The following is a 16,584-nucleotide window of genomic DNA, read 5'->3' as shown; positions in this document are numbered from 1 at the left end:
GAGGAATTATGTGCGCCAAACTTGTTGTGCTCGGCAGTGTTAATGCCGATCATGTGATTCGTGTCCCGCGTTTTGCCCGTGCCGGTGAAACCTTACGCGGCGCCGGTTACCGCATTGCTTACGGCGGTAAAGGTGCCAATCAGGCGGTAGCCGCCGCGCGATTAAAGGATCAAAATACGCAGGTGGATTTTATCGCCTGCATCGGCAACGATGATATTGGTCACGCTATGAAAGCCGCTTTTGCAAGCGACGGCATTAACACGGCGACCATGACTCAAATTGAACAGGAAATGACCGGTGTCGCCATGATTCAAGTGGCGGACAGCGGCGAGAACAGCATTGTGATTAGCGCCGGTGCCAATGCTTATTTGGACGAACATATCGTTTCCCGTTATGCCGCACATATTCAACAAGCGGATGCGTTGTTAATGCAGCTTGAAACGCCCCTTTCGGCAATTTGCCTGGCGGCGCAAATCGAACAACAACAGGGCACGAAAGTGATTCTTAACCCTGCGCCGGCGCAAGCATTACCGGAAGAATTGTTCCATCGGTTATACATGATTACGCCGAATGAAACGGAAGCGGAAATCCTGACGGGCATTAAAGTGGAAGATGAGATCTCGGCGGCGCAGGCGGCAGAAAAACTCCATCAGTTTGGTGTGCAAATCGTGCTGATTACCTTGGGTGCCAAAGGGGTTTATGTCAGTGAAAATGGTCAGGGGAAAATTATCGGCGGTTTTCGCGTGAAAGCAAAAGACACCACGGCGGCAGGCGATACCTTCAACGGCGCCTTGGTAGTTGCCTTGCTAGAAGGAAAAACATTAACGGACGCTATTCGTTTTGCCCACGCAGCGGCGGCAATCGGCGTTACCCGTGAAGGCGCTCAGCCTTCGATTCCGCATCGTGCGGAAACCTTGGATTTCCTGGCACAGCAGACTTAAAAGTGCGGTGTTTTTTCTCGGCGTTTTTAATGCATAGCCATTCGATAGATAAAAAATTAGCCCTTTAAATAAAGGGCTAATTTCGTTGGGAAATGTGTCAATTAAACCACTTCAACTTCAACCGCTGTCGGACCGCGTTGGGAATCCTGTACGTTATACGCCACACGGTCGCCTTCGTTTAAGGTACGGAAATTGTTACCGACGATGCCGGAGAAATGTACGAATACATCTTTTGAACCATCCGTAGGAGCAATAAAACCAAAGCCTTTTGTGGAGTTAAACCATTTTACGGTGCCATTTAATTTAGACATGTTGTCTTCCTTCTTAAAGTAATGAAATTATATGCTTGCAAAAGCATGAACCGCTAGCGATTTGACTTAAACAGAGATGGATAAATAGAATCTTCAAAGCGCAAATTTAAAACTTGAATGAGGAAGAACCGAAATAACTAACTTACTGAAGTGATTATCTAGCGTGGAGCGCATTAGAACACAACCGGGAAATAAAAACAATCTATTTTGTTGAATTTACATGCTTGTCTAATCAGCTTTCGGCGATAATCACAACCAAACTAAACAAACAACCATTTGATAAACAAATAAAAATAAAATAGATATTATTGAATTGGGTACCTAAATGGGTACTATTTTACAAAGTCATTAAACTGATTGCCTACAATATAACCTTTCGTCCGCTAAATTCAACATAATTCAACCTGATTCCGGGGTATTTTTAGAAAATCTAACCTCTTGGCGCGGGCTTGGGGAAAAAATGAAAATAGCCTCTAAATGAGGCTATTTTGAACGATTTTAACCGGCAAGGCAATCCTTGATTAGATAGCCTGCTGATTTACCCAATAAGTGCGGTTTATAAATATCAGTACAACGCACAACCTGAACCTTCCCACCGTGCTCAAAATAGGTATCAACAAACAACCCTTTACTGCGTCTTACTGTATAACCGTAAGACGGGTCAAAAATGTTGCCTTTATTATTTTTTGCTTTCTCGGATACATAGGCAAGGATAATACAATTAGACCAGATTTTTTCTAACTTTCCGCCGACCTGTTGTACTGCTTCGCCAATTTTTACATTCTTAACGCCTATTAGCTCGGCAAATATTTCCGGGGTTAAAATACCGGTGCGGGTATATTTAATGCGCTCTAAGATAATTTCATTTTCTTTTAAAACTTTCCAAACGTCCCCGGCGATTACACAAACATTAGGCTTCATGCCAATAGTTGAAGATATTGCATAAATACCATTTTCAATAATTTCTAATGGATTAGATTTTTTATTGCTGATTTTGTTATTCGTATTTAAAGAAATAACATTATCAGTGCTGTAATTATCGCTATTTTGAGCAAGCTTTGCCGTTTCTACCTCTCGCCCTAATGCGATAATGTCCTGGGTAACCGATAGTGCATAAACCGATAGTCGCTTTTTCGTCATCATCTAACTTTAATAATGCATCGCTTACGTTAGAGATTTTTAACGTATTGCAAAGATCCTTAGCAATAAACCAAGGCTCATTATTAATGGCTAGAGTTCGGATAGAATTTGATTCAAAGCTGAATGTGGATAATTGAGATTGATTAGACATAGAATGCCTCCTGTGATTGTTTTCTGAAGTTTAATTGGCCCATATAGGGCGCCGAGAGGTTCAGAAACCGTCACAAGTTCGGCCGGGATTATTCCCCTTTAGGGTATTGTATTCTCCGCCCTCTCGACATTGAGTTTTCTAAAATCACTTTTTAATGGCGAGAAAGTGATCTCAAATTTTGGACATAAAAAAACCGCTTGTCTGACGGGTGCGGATTTCCGCTTGTGATTTAGGTTTCTGACGCCTTAAGGGGGATATTAATAAAAAAAGCCTGTTTTGTAAACAGGCTTTTATGATTTTATTAGGATTTTTTCCTAAAGTTATCATCATTTATACAATATTCAAAACAATCTCGAATAATGCCGCTTAATCTCAAAATATTTTCAGGGCAATCAATAATAATTTGACTACCTGAAATTTCTAACCCAGATCTAGCAATCTCTTTTTGATTTTCTGAGGTTAATTCAATAGGAATAATAATAGATGGTCGTTGTTTATTGTCGAAATAACGCAAAATCCATCTGTTTGATTTACCCTGATATAGGACGCTGAAATAGCTTTCAGTATCTTTTGCTACTAAATCGGCTTCGCTTCCAAGAATCATGGAAACATATTCCAAAACTTGTCTCTCAGTATATGTGGTAACTATTTTGCTGTTTTCAGGATCTATAATCGGAGCAGTCTCATCAATGATTTCAGATTCGGGCTCATTAACAGATTCGGTATCAACAGCTTTTTTCGACAATCCTGAAACTACCATGTCACTTACTGCTTTTTCTACCGCTTGCTTGACTATTGGCGTGATAGATTCAATAAAGCGTTGATTTAGCTGTCTTCCAATATTAGCGCGCCCTGCCACATAGCGAACAAATTCACTATCCACTTCTTTTAATGAAGATGAAATGGTTTTAGTAAAGGCTGATAAATAAATACTTTCTTCCGCTAATGTCCGCAATGCTTCCGGCTGAAACTTATCATGACAAAATTGAGATAATTGCGGTATTTTTGTTTCATCAAGCGATTCAAAATTAACGCGTAAAAATGGCGCATTATCCATGATGTTTTTATCTTTTAAATCGGTAAAAAAACGCCATTCACGCCCGTTTGTAATTGCAGCCACAGCTACTTCCGGCGTAGCATTAAAATATCTGGCAAGCTGTGGAGAATGATTGGTTAAATCTTCGTTATAAGACTTAGCCTCAATAAACATAACCGGTACATTATGACAGAATAAAGCATAATCAACTCGTTCACCATTTTTAGCACCAGTAAAATCAGCGGCATATTCTGCCTTTACTTTGGTTGGGTCATAGGCTGAAAATCCTAAAATATCAAGAAAAGGAAGAATCAAAGCCTGCTTCGTTGTTTCTTCGGTTGTACAATGTTGCCCAACTCTCATAATATGTTGAGAATGCGCTAATATTTTTTCTTTGAAAATTTGATCGCTCATTTTTGGATTCCTCTTGGTTTAATAGAGACGCCCATTCTACAAAACCCAAGACATTTCCGTAAGTTCTACCTCAAATTTATTTCAATTTTGCGATCTGCGTCGCAGATTCCATTATAAAAAAACCTACGTTTTAAACAGGCTTTTGAAAAAAGCTTATCAAATAAATCATCACTTAAAAAACACAACAAAAATGTTGCACATACAACAAATTTGTTGTATTCTATCTTCACTGTATAGCAAAGGAGGTACCCCGATGAAATACAGTGAATTCTTGCGATACTTGCTTGAGCAAGGCTGCAAAGTCGAAGCAACCAAGCGCGGAAGTCATCGCAAGGTAACGTTGAATGAGTGCCAAACTGTCTTTCCCTACCATGGTAGTAAAGAAATCGGTACCGGCTTAGTTCACAAAATCAAAAAAGACTTAAACTTAAAATAAGTCTTTCGCCTCTGAAAAGGGGCGTTTTCTCAAACGATTTAAGGAGAAACCATGTTACGCTACCCTGTTGAAATCACCCCGGATGATAACGGTACATTCCTTGTCACTTGCCCCGACATTCCCGAAATGGCAAGTGTAGGTGAAGATATTGAAAGCGCACTACTTGAAGCGGAAGAAGGTTTAGAAACCGCCCTTGAATTTTATTTTGATGATAAACGCCCAATTCCAATGCCAAGCCAGCCAAAAGATGGGCAATATACGGTTCCGCTTTCCTTATTGCGTTCACTAAAAGTCTTCTTACTCAATGAAATGCTCGCACAAGGTGTGCGAAAAGCTGAAATGGCGCGCCGTCTTGATGTTCACATGCCGCAAGTCGATCGCTTATTAGATTTTCGCCACCCATCCAAAATTGATTTTGTTGAAAAAGCCTTTAAAAAATTAGGGCGCGAAATTAATTTATCGGTTCATTAAAAAATACGGTCGATTTGACCGCACTTTAAGCTGTATAGCGTGCGGTCTGTTGTTGCCCGTAAATGTCCTGATAATCAATGGATATTGTCAGTTTGCGCGAATCGGGTTCAAAATCAGCCTGATAGTCGGTGATTTTTGACACTCCTTCAGTCTCCAACACATGACGCTTAATTTTGATTTCCCAATCTGCCAGATTGACACCGCGCCCCATTTGCTCAAGCCATGGCAAGCCATGTTCTAAATCTAGAAACCAGTCATTGGCAAACGACCAAAGGCGGGTTTGCACATTCTGCGCGATAGCTTCAGATTCAGTGGCGTAGTTCGAAAAACCTTGCCCAAACGTCCAATCGTGATTTTTATCCAGCCGTCTTACTCTTGTTGTCATTGTGGTGCCCCTGTCGCTCCGCCGCTGTCGCCTCGGTGAGTGTGTGATTTGCCTGAAATACCCGCCGCTTTTACGTCCGTATCGCTACTAATCGCCCCCGTCGAATGTAACTCACCTTTTTGTTTTGTATTGCCGTCATGCTCAATATCCCCTTTAATCTTGATTGAACCGTTCACAATGCGAATATACGTGCCACCATCAAGGGTTTGCATGGATAAACCACCGGCAAAAAAGCCATTAATCGCTTTGGGCACCGAGCAAACGCCGGGAATAAACATAGCGTCAGATAAATCATGCAAGCGGAAATCCAACGGCAACGACACTCCGCCACTATGCCACCAGCCATCAATGCAACGTTCTGAAAAGATGGCAATGCCCTCATCTCCCGCCTGTAGCGGGAATGTCACCGCGAATCCCCCGCCGCGGGGGAAACTCACCGGTACATCAACCAACGGCGGGATGTCGGCGCTGCTTCCGTCCGTAAGCTGCATTTTGATTTGTACTGCAAGCGTAACAGTCTGTTTTACTGGGTTGAAGTTAACAACTTTAGCCGGCAGAGCGGTATGTAGATTTAGTCTATCCTGTTGGATTTGTTGATCCGTTGCCGTCTCTGGGGTAGCAAGCGATTGTTCATAATTCATTAAATATAACCTTTGATTTATGTTTTAGCTGTGTTATTATTTACATAACTTAAAAGTTATGAGGGTTGTATGTTTAAATTATTATTTCACCCAGAGGCATTTGCTGAAATTGGAAGCATTAGGCAGTGAACTTCGTTTTCCACATGCACGTGCAATGGGGAATGGTCTATTTGAGCTGCGCGCCGGCAATAAAGATATTTCCCGTACATTTTTTGCTTTTGCAGTAGGTAAGAAAATTTATATTCTACGTACATTTATTAAAAACACACAAAAGACCCCACCATCAGAAATTCAATTAGCCTTAAAACGTTTAGGAGAAATGACCGATGAAAATTAAACCTATAAGCTACAAACAAGTAAAAGATACCTTACTTCAAGATGAAGAAACTAAAGCACTTTATTTGCAAGAAAAACGTATTGAGGAACTGCAATCACTACTCCAAGAAATGCGTATTCGCGCAGGTCTAACTATTTCTCAAGTTGCAGAAAAAATGGGTGTAACTCAACCGGCAATCAGCAAATTAGAAAAAAATGCCAGCCGCGCTTCATTTCTGACTTTGCAGCGTTATGCCAATGCTTGCGGCGCTGAGTTACGCGTCGGTGTAATCTAATTTAACATCCTACCCTAAAGAACAGAGTTTTACGGCACGGAGCTGATAAATAACCGTATCTTCCCAAAGTGCGGTTATTTTTTCTTGTTCTTTTTAGATTCCACTTTTTTAAACTTTCCGCCAATCGCGGTGAGCTTGCTTTGCCAGTCTCCGCCGATACCATCTCCACTATGCGCCAGCTTCACGATTTTGTATTCGCCGTTAAAATACTCTAAGATTGATTCCACCTGTACTAACCCGCCTATTTGCAATGCGGGATTAAGCAAACAAGTTAGTTCAAGCCCATCATCAGTTTGCTGCGGTGCGTTAATCATGCCTGTTTCCTGCGACAACAAAACGGCGTCATCACTCAACACCTTGTCTTTCGGCAAAAAAACCAAAGAACCGTCCTGAATAGACCAATTCGCCCCATTATTACGCGCGATCTTGGTGAGAATATCCCGGCTGTTGCCGTTTAATACACGCCCGCGAGGAAGTTTACGCTGATTCGGAATGTCTATTGCGCCCGTCTGCACTTTTGGCATGGTTTTCTGTAATTCTTGAACAATTTGCTCATCTGTTGCACCGGCTTTAAGCGTCGTTGTTGCCCGAGATTTCGTATAGGCTTGATGCCCGTCCGCACATTCGAGCGTTAACCATCGCGCGAGTTTTCCCGTCTGTCACGCGATTACCGTAATTGGATGGTAGCGCTTTAATCGCAACTTCACGACCGGCTGCCGCAGAAAGATGTTTAGTTAAAAACTCTAACGCGGTAGTGTCGGTGTTTGACCGCTAAATGATTTCAGACGGGCGACTAGTTCAGCTTCCGTCGGCAATCCCAATGCGTGATAGTCAACGTCATTGCACCACGCCACAAACTCGCCGACGCTTGGTAAATACCCAACTCGCAAAATTAGGTGTTTTAACGTTAGGGCTTAAATTTTTAATCAAGCCAAAAATCCAATTAGCCGCCAACAAATCATCGTTGGTGTAAACAAATTTCTTTCCCGTTTTCGCCGGAGGGAAATTTTTTCCCGACGTAGAAGTATTATGATTATTAGTATTTTTATAATTAGTATTATTATCTGTCGGATCTATTTCCGAGTTTTTTCGGATTTCAATCCGAGTTTTTTCGGATTTCAACCTGATTAAATTCATTCCAAGATTTCCCTTTTTGGGTTAATCTGATCAGGTCTTTTTTCTCGATGTTTTTATAAATGATTAAGCCTTTTTGAGCTAAATCTTTAAAGTGTCTATAAACCGTGTCACTTTTTGAGTAAAAAAGCGGCAACTCGTCAATAACACTATTACGTGACACCCAGTAAAATACTTCACCGTCACATACAACTTCTTTCGCCCATGAGGAGGATTGGTTAAGTAAATCAAATAGTGCGCCTTGGTTAGCGTTTAAGCCCCATTCGAGGCATTTTGCGCTGTTGATGTATGTACTAAAACGCATCTCAACCCTCCAAGTTCTCAAAAAAGAACGTATGATCATTAATAATATTAAGTGTTTTAAACACCCCTGATTTTTCCAAAAATTCAATCTGATATTGGTTAAAATCCGGTTGCTTGATTGCCTTCTTGAAAGACAAATACATCCTGAATTGCTCAAGAGTCTTCACTCCTTTTGAGCTATTACATTTGCGGCAAGAAGGGAATAGATTGTCAATATGATTTGAACCGCCATTTGACTTAGCAACAATGTGATCAATTACCATAGTTTCTTTGGATAATTTTTCGCCACAGTATGCGCAATGCCAGTTACATTTATCCGCAACTAACAATCTTTTTGATTTGCTAAATGCTTTACTCATCACGCCACCGCCTTATTAAGCATTGTTGATAGTTTGGCTAAACCCTTTGCAGTTACTAATACTTGAGGGTAGATTTTTTCCGTCCCGTCAGGTTGTGTGACAGGGTGCGCTTTATGCTCTAAATAACCGCGTTGCAATTTGTCTTGATAAGCAATCCAAGCAGATCCAACAGTGCGCTTATAAATCCATCCGTGAGCAAATAAAAATTGGGTAAATGCTCTTGGTTGCATTTGGAGGTGTTTTGCGGCATTGGTTAGATTCATTGCGCCTTCGGTTGCGGTTGCTAAACGATCAAATGCTTCAATTTTTGGTGCGTTTTTTTCTTTTTCCGCTTGTAATTGAGCGGCAAGCATTAACGCCTCGGAAAATGATTGCGGGATAAGTGCGGTCTGATTTGGTTGTAATTTGCCTTTTACTACCTTGTCAAAAGTATCATAGACTTTTACTTCAAATTCCGGATTAATCCACGCGGCGTATTTGTAAACTAGCTTTTCCACGGCGTAGCAACCTTGATTTGTTCCGCCGTTGATGATTTCTAGGGCAGAATGCAGATTTGCATTGTGGTTATCCAGCACCGACACAAAGTCTTTTGTGCCTTTTAGGCGCAAGAATTGACTTGGTGCATGGATAGGATTTCCGCCGCTCGCACGGTGTAAATCGTTAAGGCAATAGCGCCCTTGACTATCTTGTTTAATTTTTGTATTATCAATAACGATTAATTGATTCATTAATTAACTCCTCGTGAGTGTAAACAGCCACCGTTCCAGCGGTGGTTTTTTATTGCCGTTTATTCAGCGTGATTACGCACTCAATTGAATGCTGTGTCGCCGCTAAATGCTTGTTTAATAATTTGCGGATCACGTCTTCTTCATCGGTGGTAATTTCGCCGTCGGCTAATGCACTTTCCAATGCTTCAAACAACAATCCGCGCGCTGATAACTCATGCAGTTGCAGAGTTGAGATTTCCACTGCATCTAATTCACTTACTATTGCGTCCGGCACAAAACGACCGCCGGCATTTCGGCAAAGCTCCTCGATAAAATCAGTGCATCCATACTCAAGTTGTAGCGCGATCAACTCCTCATTTTTGAAGCGTTGCCCCTTCGTCTGATAAAGCCGATTGTTTAACTCCGCTTCCGAAAATCCGAGAAATCCCGCAACCGCACTTTTACCACCAGGTATCTTCTCTATCATTTCGATAATGACTTTCTTCATTGCCATAATTTTTGCCTTGTTTTTATGGTTTTCTTTTGGGTAAAGGTTGGTAAATTAATCCCACAAATCAGGACGTAATTCGGATTTCTTAACTTTTCCGGCTGTAAGTTCTTCAATCTTTGCGCAACGTTCCGCAGGCACTTTTTCACGCCACTTGGAAACAGCCCAAGGGGTAAGATTGAAATGTCGAGCCATAGCCGAAATACCGCCCACGATTTCATAAGCTTTTTCGATTGGTAGCATTTTAACCTCTTTATTCTATTTAAAGTAGAGATATTCTACTACTAAAAATAGAATTGAATCAACTATTTTAATTTTGTATCTTCTACCTTTAGTAGAAGTGAAGGAGTGTCTATGACAGATTTAGCAAGCCGACTTAATGAATTAATGGCTAAACAAGGCAAAAATATTGTGGATTTACAAAAAGCTATTGGCGTAACCTATGAAATGGCTAGACGCTACACTTTAGGCACTGCAACCCCGAGAGATAATAAAATTGAAGCTATGGCGAAGTACTTTGGAGTTACCCCTGCTCATTTGAAATACGGAACAGCCGATTCTTTAGAAAATCAAGTAACTTCTAATGTGAAAGACGTTGGCTCATTCGACTTATGGGATCGCAATACTCCACTAAATAGCGATGAATACGCCGTGCCGTTTTATCAAGACATTCGCCTTGCTGCTGGAAACGGCTTTGCTGATGACATAGCGGACTATAACAACTTCAAATTGCGTTTTTCCAAGGCAACACTACGTAAACAAGGCGTACAGTACGAAAATGCGGTATGTGTGATTGCTGACGGAAATTCAATGGAACCGGTTATTCCGGATGGAACAACAGTTGGTATTGATCTTGGTAATAAAACAATCCGAGATGGGAAAATATACGCAATAAATCACGGTGGGCTATTACGCATAAAGCTACTTTACAATATGCCAAACGAACAAGTGAAAATCCGCAGTTATAACAGCGAAGAACACCCAGATGAGATAGCAGACCTGCAAGATATATCAGTTATTGGGAAAGTCTTTTGGTATTCAGTTTTACTATAGAAACTAACACTAGATATTGTTGATCTATAACTACTAACCTAAGGAAAAAATATGGCTAAAAAACCTAAAAAAGAAGCTTTAACAGAAGAGAAAATTAAAGTGGTTCAAGTAGTATTACGAGCCTTTAAAATCAATAATCCAAACGCAACTACAGCAACGAGCCAAGTAAGAGAAAAACTCGAGGATTTTTTAGAAAGCGAACATTCAGCCGAGCAGCGTTGTTTGATATTAAATCCTGACGATGCCAATAAAGAACAAGACCTTATTTCGGACTATAGTAGCAAAGGAAAGCAACAATCCCTCTTTTGTACATTGTTGCGAATGAAGCTAGGTAACGGCGTGCAACATATTACCAGTGAGCTGTTAAATGAGCACAAATTCAGCATTAACGACTTGAAGCAACGTACAATCGCAACAGCCGGTATTTACCAACGCCATTACTATTTTTCCATCCTTGGCGATTATCTTGTTACTGCCTGCATGCCTTTAAATCAAACTATTAAGCAGCTACAAACCTACTTAGCATGGTTGCTTAATAATGAAATTTTGGAAATTACACCAATGATTTCACCTCCAAAAGAGTGTAAGCTCAGTGATTTGGTTTCGGCAACTTTTGCCGACCCTGAATTCAACGATATTCCGCGACCTCAATCAGAGCAAAATACGCATAGCCATAAAACCCCAAATAACGTTCCCGCTCAACATGCGGAAAATACTGGAACAAAACGCAGTTGGCTTAATGTTGCAGTTATTAAGGAATTACTTCCTAAACTGTTGAGAGAGAGGTCAGACTTTAAAGAAATTGAAGACCTTGCTAAAATAATTTCTGCTGAATTGGTGGTGAAATTTAAAAAACCGCGTAAAATGGTTCAGGAAGACTATGAAAAAATCCTTGGTGCAACCCTTAAGCCGGTAGGCGATATTGAGAATGTGAAATTTAAAACCAAAGATAAAAAGAGCATAGTTAAAGGAAGGGATTTGCTCAAAACAAAAACTGTTGAAATTGAAAAAACAGAAAGTGGGTATCTCGTTGAAGAGCAACTAATACAAGCTATGGCGCACTATCTACAAGAGATCAGTCAGTGAAAATTATCGCTCAATTAATCTTGGCATTTTTACTTTCGTTGTTAATTTGTAACATTGGCACTTATCGTCCAAGCGCAGCTACACTAAACGTACTTTACACCGTAGCAGGTATTTTGTTTAGTGTGGGACTTGGATTGATCATTACGATCGTACCTAATGGGGTGAGAAATGAAACCTATATTGCTAAAATCCGCAGTACTATTAATGATGTAAGAAACCGGTTTTTTGTTGAATTTTTTTTAATTACCTTGGCTTACGTTTGCTTTTCCGCACCTGAAAACTGGACAGTAATCAAACTTATACACAACCAAGAACTAACATTAAAATTTGATGTTGTTTTATATACAGGGGCTATGCTTATTCTTTCTCTACCTTACTTTATGTGTAATTTTTTAGCAATTCAAAAGCTAAACAATGACATTTTCGACAGAGTGAATCAAGAAACTGGGCACATCACCCTTTAATAATACATTCAACCACATCAACAAACCGCCCTCGTGGCGGTCTTCTTTTGCACACAATTCCTACCGCACTTTATTTTGTTCACTGAACAAGTTCATTTGTTCAATTTTGCCCTTTCTTCTCAATTTTGTGCTAAACGCCGACCGCACTTTTTAAAATCCCACTCTCATCTACTCTCTTTTTTGTGATCTGTGTCACAAATTCAGTAAATGGTCAAAAATAAATTCAATTAAAAATCAAATATTTACTACTTTTAATAGAAAACATTTCTACTTTTATGCAATTTTTGGTTGCAATTAAATCTACTTTAAGTAGAATAACCCACATCAAAGCAAACCACTTTGAGTTGCTCTTTAAAAATTTGAAACAGGTTATTGATGGGTATTGGCTAGCTTATCCAGTTCAGAAATTAAACTTGGACGAATAACCAATTATTGCGAAAAAGTCATTGAGCTTACTCCAAAGGCAAATGCTTTTGATCGCATTGCCACAAAAAGTGAAGGATCTATGAACCTAACTGAAACGGCAAAACATTTACAGATACCTCCGAAGAAGTTTAATCAATTTTTATTTGCTCATGGTTGGATCTACAGACGCGCCGGCGGAAAATCATGGGTAGCGTATCAGGACAAATTAAAATGCGGCTATTTAGAGCATAAAATTTATCGGGCTACACAAGAGGATGGAACAGAAAAAGTTTATCCTCAAGTTTTAGTCACAACAAAAGGATTAAGCAAACTATCTCAAATGCTTGAACAGCCCAAGCAAACCCTACTTGCATAAAAAAATCTTCTTAAACTTTACCGCACTTTTGTGCGGTTTTTTATTTTTATCAAAACAGGAGAAATTCAAATGTTAAAATATTTTATATCTTGGTTATGTTCTTTTATCTATCCACTTAACGGTGTATATCTTGAGCTATGCGCTAGCCTTTCTAAGCATAGTGAAGAATGGGATTTTGATGGTTATTACCTTCAGCATAAATCAAAAGAATTAACAATTCGTGGGTTCCAATATTTCTACGAAATGGAAATATCAATTAAAAACGGTCCAAGCACAAATATACCTCTTAAATACAAATGGCGATTGTATAAAGTGATAAATGATTTCATTCAGCAGAAATCAGGTGACAAGATAAGCGAAATATTAAACCGTGATATTGATTAGATAATAAGCGCACAAATGGGCTTTATTTTTGGAGAAAGTATGGAATTAATAGGCACAAATAAAGCGGCGAAAATACTTGATATGCACCCCGTCACACTACGGGAGATGGCAAACAAAGAAGAAATACCCGCTTACAAGATCGGAAGAAAATGGAAATTTGATGTTGAAGAGCTTGAAAAATTCTTGAAAAAGGATAAAGATCACCCCGAGCAAGAGGCGGGGCATAAGGAGAATATATGTCACGTCAAATCATCTCCCTCAAGAAAAGAGGGGAAATCTGGCATTACTCGTTCACGTCGCCAAATGGTGAGCGCGTACGCCGAAGCGCTAGGACTTCAGACAAAAATCAAGCGCAGCAATTAGCCTCAAAGGAATATAACGAATGCTGGCGAGTATTTAAACTTGGTGAGCGCCCAAATTATTCCTGGCAAGAAGCCGTAGTACAATGGCTTGATGAAAAGCCAAAGCGCAAACAAGATAGAAACATGCTTTACGGGTTAGTATGGCTTGATAAATATCTTGGTGATAAAAAACTCAACGAAATTGACCGCACTTTAATAAAATTCATCCAATATGAAAAAGCGAAGGAAGGCGTTAAGGCAAGAACAATTAATGCCGTTTTGCAGCAGATAAGAGTGATATTAAGAGCGGCGGTTGAGTGGGATTGGTTGGATAAATGCCCTGCAATAAAATTATTACCTGAGCCCAAACGACGTGTACGATGGTTGACCGAACACGAAGAAATAAGGCTCATAGAAGAATTGCCGGAACACTTAAAGCCAATTGTTCAATTTGCTATTTTGACTGGGTTGAGAATGTCGAACATCACGCAGCTAAAATGGTCGCAAATTGACTTATCCAAAAGACAGGCTTGGATAAATTCGGAACAATCAAAAACAGGTAATAGCATTGGCGTACCGTTAAACGGCAAAGCTATTGAAGTGATTGTATCACAATTTGGCAAGCACAAAGAAAACGTGTTCACATATAAAGGCAAGCCGGTTCGCATTGCAAACACTAAAGCGTTCCGCGCGGCATTACAACGAGCTGGAATCAAAGACTTCCGTTTTCACGACTTGCGCCATACTTGGGCGACAAGACACATTATGTCCGGAACGCCGTTATATGTGCTGCAAGAGTTGGGCGGGTGGAGTAAATCAGACACCGTGAGAAAATATGCGCATTTATCTGTTGAGCATTTACAAAACCACGCCAACAATGTTCAACTTTTTGCCACAAAATTGGCACAAACACAAAAAGGAAAAAACCTTATCAATCACTAACTAATTGATAAAGCTATAAAATTTGGTGGAGATAATCGGGATCGAACCGACGACCTCTTGAATGCCATTCAAGCGCTCTCCCAACTGAGCTATATCCCCGTAAGTGGCGGCTATAATAGATTCCGCCCCTTTGTCTGTCAATATTAAATTTTCAATTCAATGTCATCAGATTAAATATTAAGCGTTTTGTGCCTGAATAAAATCAATGGCACGTTGAATTCGCTTTAATGCACGTTCGCGTCCGATACCCACCAGGGTGACATCCATTGACGGCGATTGCCCCGCACCGGTAACGGCAACACGCAAAGGCATCCCCACTTTGCCCATGCCGACCTCTAATTCGGCGGCGGTTTGTTCAATGGCTTCATGAATGGAATGTAAATCCCAGCCGGAAAGTGCGGTCAGTTTTTCTTTTACTTTCTCGAGGGCCTCTACGGAACCGGCTTTGAAATGTTTTTTCGCCGCGGCTTCATCAAATTCGTCGAATTCTTCAAAGAAATAACGGCTTGCCAATGCCATTTCCCGTAAAGTTTTGCAGCGATCCGCCAACATGGCGACAATTTCCGTTAATGCTGGACCGTTGGCGGTGTCAATGCCAAGATCCCGATATTGCCATGCCAGATGTTTCGCTACATAGTCTGCCGGTAATTCACGAATATAATGATGGTTCAACCACAATAATTTTTCCGTATTAAACGCACTGGCGGATTTGCTGACGGAATGCAAATCGAACAATTCAATCATTTCTTCACGGGTAAAGATTTCCTGATCGCCATGTCCCCAACCTAAGCGCACCAAATAGTTAATGAGCGCTTCCGGCAAATAACCTTCGTCGCGATATTGCATGACACTCACCGCACCGTGGCGTTTGGAGAGTTTTTGCCCGTCATCGCCGTTAATCATGGAAACGTGGGCATACACCGGAATCGGTGCATCGAGCGCTTTTAAGATGTTAATTTGACGTGGGGTGTTGTTAATGTGGTCTTCGCCCCGCACAACATGGGTAATGCCCATGTCCCAGTCATCCACCACCACGCAGAAATTGTAGGTCGGTGATCCGTCAGTGCGACGGATAATCAAATCGTCCAATTCGCTGTTGCTGATTTCAATGCGTCCGCGCACGGCATCATCAAAAACAACGGAACCTTCCGTCGGGTTTTTAAAACGCACAACGTGTGGTTCGTCAGCAGAGTGATAGGCGTGATCGTGCAAGCAATGACGGTCATAACGCGGTTTTTCTTTATTTTTCTCTTGTGTATGACGCAACGCATCCAAGCGTTCTTTAGTGCAGTAGCAACGGTATGCCAAGCCTTGTTCAATCATTTGATCAATCACCTGATTGTAACGATCAAAACGTTTGGTTTGATAATACGGACCATGTTCCCATGCCAAATCCAGCCATTCCATCGCTTCTAAAATAGCTTGCGTCGCTTCCGGGGTGGAGCGTTCCAAATCAGTATCTTCGATACGCAACACAAATTCACCATGGTTATGTTTTGCATATAACCAAGAATAAAGTGCGGTTCTGGCACCGCCGACATGTAAATAACCGGTCGGGCTTGGCGCAAAACGGGTACGCACTTTCACATTTGGATCCAAATCAAATAATGCCTCTAATTTCATTTTATAACCCTTTTTCTAATGCAAATAATTGTGCGGTATTGTACTACGGGTTCATTGAATTCATAAGGAAAAATAGTGTTTTATGCCTATTTTTGAAACAACCGACGGATTTTTGGCAAAAATTTGTTGACTGAAATCATTGAGCAATTATAATGCTCGCTCACAACGCTGAGGGCGGTTACGGTTAGCTTAGGTAGGAGAATTCTTGATAAGAAAAGCGCCAAGAGTTCGAAACCGATGTTCTCACCACTTCAAAGTTTCTCAATGTTGTCAATGTAACGACGTGGGCGATTAGCTCAGTTGGGAGAGCACCTCCCTTACAAGGAGGGGGTCACTGGTTCGAGACCGGTATCGCCCACCAC

At 40.8% G+C, this 16,584-nt stretch carries 23 protein-coding genes, 2 tRNA genes and 3 pseudogenes; 13 read left to right on the top strand and 15 right to left on the bottom strand.

Features of this window, described 5'->3' with window-relative positions:
* The first annotated feature begins 8 nt into the window (after nucleotides 1-8).
* Entirely contained in the window at nucleotides 9-941 is a 933-nt protein-coding gene (rbsK, locus tag DK423_RS02660; protein ID WP_005558525.1) for a ribokinase, read from the top strand.
* A gap of 101 nt (nucleotides 942-1,042) precedes the next feature.
* On the opposite strand, the gene cspE is transcribed toward rbsK, so the two are convergent.
* The 4 genes and pseudogenes from cspE to DK423_RS02640 form a co-directional block, all read right to left on the bottom strand.
* Entirely contained in the window at nucleotides 1,043-1,252 is a 210-nt protein-coding gene (gene cspE, locus DK423_RS02655; protein WP_005558523.1) for a transcription antiterminator/RNA stability regulator CspE, read from the bottom strand.
* Between the two features lie 498 nt (nucleotides 1,253-1,750).
* A pseudogene (locus tag DK423_RS02650) lies at nucleotides 1,751-2,377 on the bottom strand (inorganic pyrophosphatase); the annotation flags it as partial.
* Nucleotides 2,295-2,543 (bottom strand): BRO-N domain-containing protein, encoded by a 249-nt coding sequence (locus DK423_RS02645; protein ID WP_081111347.1) that lies wholly within the window; start codon nucleotides 2,541-2,543, stop codon nucleotides 2,295-2,297. The gene DK423_RS02645 and the pseudogene DK423_RS02650, both read right to left, overlap by 83 nt.
* 301 nt (nucleotides 2,544-2,844) lie before the next feature.
* The gene (locus tag DK423_RS02640; RefSeq protein ID WP_061886849.1) at nucleotides 2,845-3,993 is read right to left on the bottom strand and encodes a type I restriction endonuclease; all 1,149 of its coding nucleotides are present in this window, start codon (nucleotides 3,991-3,993) and stop codon (nucleotides 2,845-2,847) included.
* A gap of 253 nt (nucleotides 3,994-4,246) precedes the next feature.
* Here DK423_RS02640 and DK423_RS02635 point away from each other — a divergent pair, with 253 nt between their 5' ends.
* Together DK423_RS02635 and DK423_RS02630 are read left to right on the top strand one after the other, a co-directional pair.
* Nucleotides 4,247-4,429 carry a type II toxin-antitoxin system HicA family toxin gene (locus tag DK423_RS02635; protein WP_005578509.1) on the top strand — a complete coding sequence of 61 codons (183 nt, stop codon included), beginning with the start codon at nucleotides 4,247-4,249 and terminating at the stop codon, nucleotides 4,427-4,429.
* A 51-nt stretch (nucleotides 4,430-4,480) separates the two neighbouring features.
* Entirely contained in the window at nucleotides 4,481-4,900 is a 420-nt protein-coding gene (locus tag DK423_RS02630) for a type II toxin-antitoxin system HicB family antitoxin (protein WP_005545975.1), read from the top strand.
* Nucleotides 4,901-4,925: 25 nt separating this feature from the next.
* On the opposite strand, the gene DK423_RS02625 is transcribed toward DK423_RS02630, so the two are convergent.
* A complete protein-coding gene (locus DK423_RS02625; protein WP_005545972.1) occupies nucleotides 4,926-5,285 on the bottom strand; it encodes a hypothetical protein in 360 nt (119 codons plus the stop codon).
* Complete coding sequence (locus tag DK423_RS02620) at nucleotides 5,282-5,926, bottom strand: Gp138 family membrane-puncturing spike protein (protein ID WP_061886848.1); 645 nt, start codon at nucleotides 5,924-5,926, stop codon at nucleotides 5,282-5,284. The genes DK423_RS02625 and DK423_RS02620 overlap by 4 nt, the downstream gene beginning before the upstream one ends.
* A 109-nt stretch (nucleotides 5,927-6,035) precedes the next feature.
* Here DK423_RS02620 and DK423_RS02615 point away from each other — a divergent pair, with 109 nt between their 5' ends.
* On the top strand, nucleotides 6,036-6,263 hold the full coding sequence (locus DK423_RS02615; RefSeq protein ID WP_231102139.1) for a type II toxin-antitoxin system RelE/ParE family toxin: 228 nt from the start codon (nucleotides 6,036-6,038) through the stop codon (nucleotides 6,261-6,263).
* Nucleotides 6,253-6,537, top strand: a complete 285-nt coding sequence (locus tag DK423_RS02610; protein ID WP_061886846.1) for a helix-turn-helix domain-containing protein — start codon at nucleotides 6,253-6,255, stop codon at nucleotides 6,535-6,537. Before DK423_RS02615 ends, DK423_RS02610 begins: the two co-directional genes overlap by 11 nt.
* A 74-nt stretch (nucleotides 6,538-6,611) precedes the next feature.
* On the opposite strand, the pseudogene DK423_RS02605 reads toward DK423_RS02610, so the two are convergent.
* The 7 genes and pseudogenes from DK423_RS02605 to DK423_RS02570 form a co-directional block, all read right to left on the bottom strand.
* Nucleotides 6,612-7,172, bottom strand: a pseudogene (locus tag DK423_RS02605) (phage protein); the annotation flags it as partial.
* A 132-nt stretch (nucleotides 7,173-7,304) separates the two neighbouring features.
* A pseudogene (locus DK423_RS11265) lies at nucleotides 7,305-7,415 on the bottom strand (replication protein P); the annotation flags it as partial.
* A 218-nt stretch (nucleotides 7,416-7,633) separates the two neighbouring features.
* A complete protein-coding gene (locus tag DK423_RS02590) occupies nucleotides 7,634-7,975 on the bottom strand; it encodes a hypothetical protein (RefSeq protein ID WP_109043863.1) in 342 nt (113 codons plus the stop codon).
* A gap of 1 nt (nucleotide 7,976) precedes the next feature.
* A complete protein-coding gene (locus DK423_RS02585) occupies nucleotides 7,977-8,333 on the bottom strand; it encodes an HNH endonuclease (protein WP_061886845.1) in 357 nt (118 codons plus the stop codon).
* Complete coding sequence (locus DK423_RS11260; RefSeq protein WP_081111345.1) at nucleotides 8,333-9,061, bottom strand: phage antirepressor KilAC domain-containing protein; 729 nt, start codon at nucleotides 9,059-9,061, stop codon at nucleotides 8,333-8,335. The genes DK423_RS02585 and DK423_RS11260 overlap by 1 nt, the downstream gene beginning before the upstream one ends.
* A gap of 49 nt (nucleotides 9,062-9,110) precedes the next feature.
* Nucleotides 9,111-9,554 (bottom strand): YmfL family putative regulatory protein, encoded by a 444-nt coding sequence (locus DK423_RS02575; RefSeq protein WP_061886844.1) that lies wholly within the window; start codon nucleotides 9,552-9,554, stop codon nucleotides 9,111-9,113.
* Nucleotides 9,555-9,602: 48 nt separating this feature from the next.
* Entirely contained in the window at nucleotides 9,603-9,791 is a 189-nt protein-coding gene (locus tag DK423_RS02570; protein ID WP_005679233.1) for a transcriptional regulator, read from the bottom strand.
* A gap of 111 nt (nucleotides 9,792-9,902) precedes the next feature.
* On the opposite strand from DK423_RS02570, the gene DK423_RS02565 reads away from it, so the two are divergent.
* The 7 genes from DK423_RS02565 (at nucleotide 9,903) to DK423_RS02535 (ending at nucleotide 14,599) form a co-directional block, all read left to right on the top strand.
* Nucleotides 9,903-10,601: a LexA family transcriptional regulator gene (locus DK423_RS02565; RefSeq protein WP_061886843.1), complete on the top strand. Its 699-nt coding sequence runs from the start codon at nucleotides 9,903-9,905 to the stop codon at nucleotides 10,599-10,601.
* 51 nt (nucleotides 10,602-10,652) lie between these two features.
* Nucleotides 10,653-11,687, top strand: coding sequence for a hypothetical protein (locus DK423_RS02560; RefSeq protein WP_061886842.1), 1,035 nt, complete (start codon nucleotides 10,653-10,655; stop codon nucleotides 11,685-11,687).
* Nucleotides 11,684-12,151, top strand: a complete 468-nt coding sequence (locus DK423_RS02555) for a hypothetical protein (RefSeq protein WP_061886841.1) — start codon at nucleotides 11,684-11,686, stop codon at nucleotides 12,149-12,151. The genes DK423_RS02560 and DK423_RS02555 overlap by 4 nt, the downstream gene beginning before the upstream one ends.
* A gap of 382 nt (nucleotides 12,152-12,533) precedes the next feature.
* On the top strand, nucleotides 12,534-12,932 hold the full coding sequence (locus DK423_RS02550; RefSeq protein ID WP_081111344.1) for a phage antirepressor KilAC domain-containing protein: 399 nt from the start codon (nucleotides 12,534-12,536) through the stop codon (nucleotides 12,930-12,932).
* A 69-nt stretch (nucleotides 12,933-13,001) separates the two neighbouring features.
* Complete coding sequence (locus tag DK423_RS02545; RefSeq protein ID WP_061886839.1) at nucleotides 13,002-13,316, top strand: hypothetical protein; 315 nt, start codon at nucleotides 13,002-13,004, stop codon at nucleotides 13,314-13,316.
* A gap of 39 nt (nucleotides 13,317-13,355) precedes the next feature.
* A complete protein-coding gene (locus DK423_RS02540) occupies nucleotides 13,356-13,679 on the top strand; it encodes a helix-turn-helix domain-containing protein (RefSeq protein ID WP_081111343.1) in 324 nt (107 codons plus the stop codon).
* Nucleotides 13,565-14,599 carry a tyrosine-type recombinase/integrase gene (locus tag DK423_RS02535; protein WP_231102140.1) on the top strand — a complete coding sequence of 345 codons (1,035 nt, stop codon included), beginning with the start codon at nucleotides 13,565-13,567 and terminating at the stop codon, nucleotides 14,597-14,599. The genes DK423_RS02540 and DK423_RS02535 overlap by 115 nt, the downstream gene beginning before the upstream one ends.
* A gap of 23 nt (nucleotides 14,600-14,622) precedes the next feature.
* On the opposite strand, the gene DK423_RS02530 is transcribed toward DK423_RS02535, so the two are convergent.
* A tRNA-Ala gene (locus DK423_RS02530) sits at nucleotides 14,623-14,698 on the bottom strand.
* Between the two features lie 78 nt (nucleotides 14,699-14,776).
* On the bottom strand, nucleotides 14,777-16,222 hold the full coding sequence (gene gltX / locus DK423_RS02525; RefSeq protein ID WP_005558509.1) for a glutamate--tRNA ligase: 1,446 nt from the start codon (nucleotides 16,220-16,222) through the stop codon (nucleotides 14,777-14,779).
* A gap of 285 nt (nucleotides 16,223-16,507) precedes the next feature.
* On the opposite strand from gltX, the gene DK423_RS02520 reads away from it, so the two are divergent.
* Nucleotides 16,508-16,583, top strand: a tRNA-Val gene (locus DK423_RS02520).
* Nucleotide 16,584: the final 1 nt, after the last annotated feature.

This window comes from Aggregatibacter actinomycetemcomitans (genome assembly GCF_003130205.1).
Taxonomy (GTDB): domain Bacteria; phylum Pseudomonadota; class Gammaproteobacteria; order Enterobacterales; family Pasteurellaceae; genus Aggregatibacter; species Aggregatibacter actinomycetemcomitans_A.
The sequence above is the reverse complement of the archived record's forward strand: the minus strand, read 5'-3'. Positions and strand labels throughout refer to the sequence as shown.

What these genes read in the sequence shown, in the direction of transcription:
- rbsK (WP_005558525.1), top strand. Translation starts at nt 9, where the DNA reads ATGTGCGCCAAACTTGTTGTGCTCGGCAGTGTTAATGCCGATCATGTG.
- cspE (WP_005558523.1), bottom strand. Translation starts at nt 1,252, where the DNA reads ATGTCTAAATTAAATGGCACCGTAAAATGGTTTAACTCCACAAAAGGC.
- DK423_RS02645 (WP_081111347.1), bottom strand. Translation starts at nt 2,543, where the DNA reads ATGTCTAATCAATCTCAATTATCCACATTCAGCTTTGAATCAAATTCT.
- DK423_RS02640 (WP_061886849.1), bottom strand. Translation starts at nt 3,993, where the DNA reads ATGAGCGATCAAATTTTCAAAGAAAAAATATTAGCGCATTCTCAACAT.
- DK423_RS02635 (WP_005578509.1), top strand. Translation starts at nt 4,247, where the DNA reads ATGAAATACAGTGAATTCTTGCGATACTTGCTTGAGCAAGGCTGCAAA.
- DK423_RS02630 (WP_005545975.1), top strand. Translation starts at nt 4,481, where the DNA reads ATGTTACGCTACCCTGTTGAAATCACCCCGGATGATAACGGTACATTC.
- DK423_RS02625 (WP_005545972.1), bottom strand. Translation starts at nt 5,285, where the DNA reads ATGACAACAAGAGTAAGACGGCTGGATAAAAATCACGATTGGACGTTT.
- DK423_RS02620 (WP_061886848.1), bottom strand. Translation starts at nt 5,926, where the DNA reads ATGAATTATGAACAATCGCTTGCTACCCCAGAGACGGCAACGGATCAA.
- DK423_RS02610 (WP_061886846.1), top strand. Translation starts at nt 6,253, where the DNA reads ATGAAAATTAAACCTATAAGCTACAAACAAGTAAAAGATACCTTACTT.
- DK423_RS02590 (WP_109043863.1), bottom strand. Translation starts at nt 7,975, where the DNA reads ATGCGTTTTAGTACATACATCAACAGCGCAAAATGCCTCGAATGGGGC.
- DK423_RS02585 (WP_061886845.1), bottom strand. Translation starts at nt 8,333, where the DNA reads ATGAGTAAAGCATTTAGCAAATCAAAAAGATTGTTAGTTGCGGATAAA.
- DK423_RS11260 (WP_081111345.1), bottom strand. Translation starts at nt 9,061, where the DNA reads ATGAATCAATTAATCGTTATTGATAATACAAAAATTAAACAAGATAGT.
- DK423_RS02575 (WP_061886844.1), bottom strand. Translation starts at nt 9,554, where the DNA reads ATGGCAATGAAGAAAGTCATTATCGAAATGATAGAGAAGATACCTGGT.
- DK423_RS02570 (WP_005679233.1), bottom strand. Translation starts at nt 9,791, where the DNA reads ATGCTACCAATCGAAAAAGCTTATGAAATCGTGGGCGGTATTTCGGCT.
- DK423_RS02565 (WP_061886843.1), top strand. Translation starts at nt 9,903, where the DNA reads ATGACAGATTTAGCAAGCCGACTTAATGAATTAATGGCTAAACAAGGC.
- DK423_RS02560 (WP_061886842.1), top strand. Translation starts at nt 10,653, where the DNA reads ATGGCTAAAAAACCTAAAAAAGAAGCTTTAACAGAAGAGAAAATTAAA.
- DK423_RS02545 (WP_061886839.1), top strand. Translation starts at nt 13,002, where the DNA reads ATGTTAAAATATTTTATATCTTGGTTATGTTCTTTTATCTATCCACTT.
- DK423_RS02540 (WP_081111343.1), top strand. Translation starts at nt 13,356, where the DNA reads ATGGAATTAATAGGCACAAATAAAGCGGCGAAAATACTTGATATGCAC.
- gltX (WP_005558509.1), bottom strand. Translation starts at nt 16,222, where the DNA reads ATGAAATTAGAGGCATTATTTGATTTGGATCCAAATGTGAAAGTGCGT.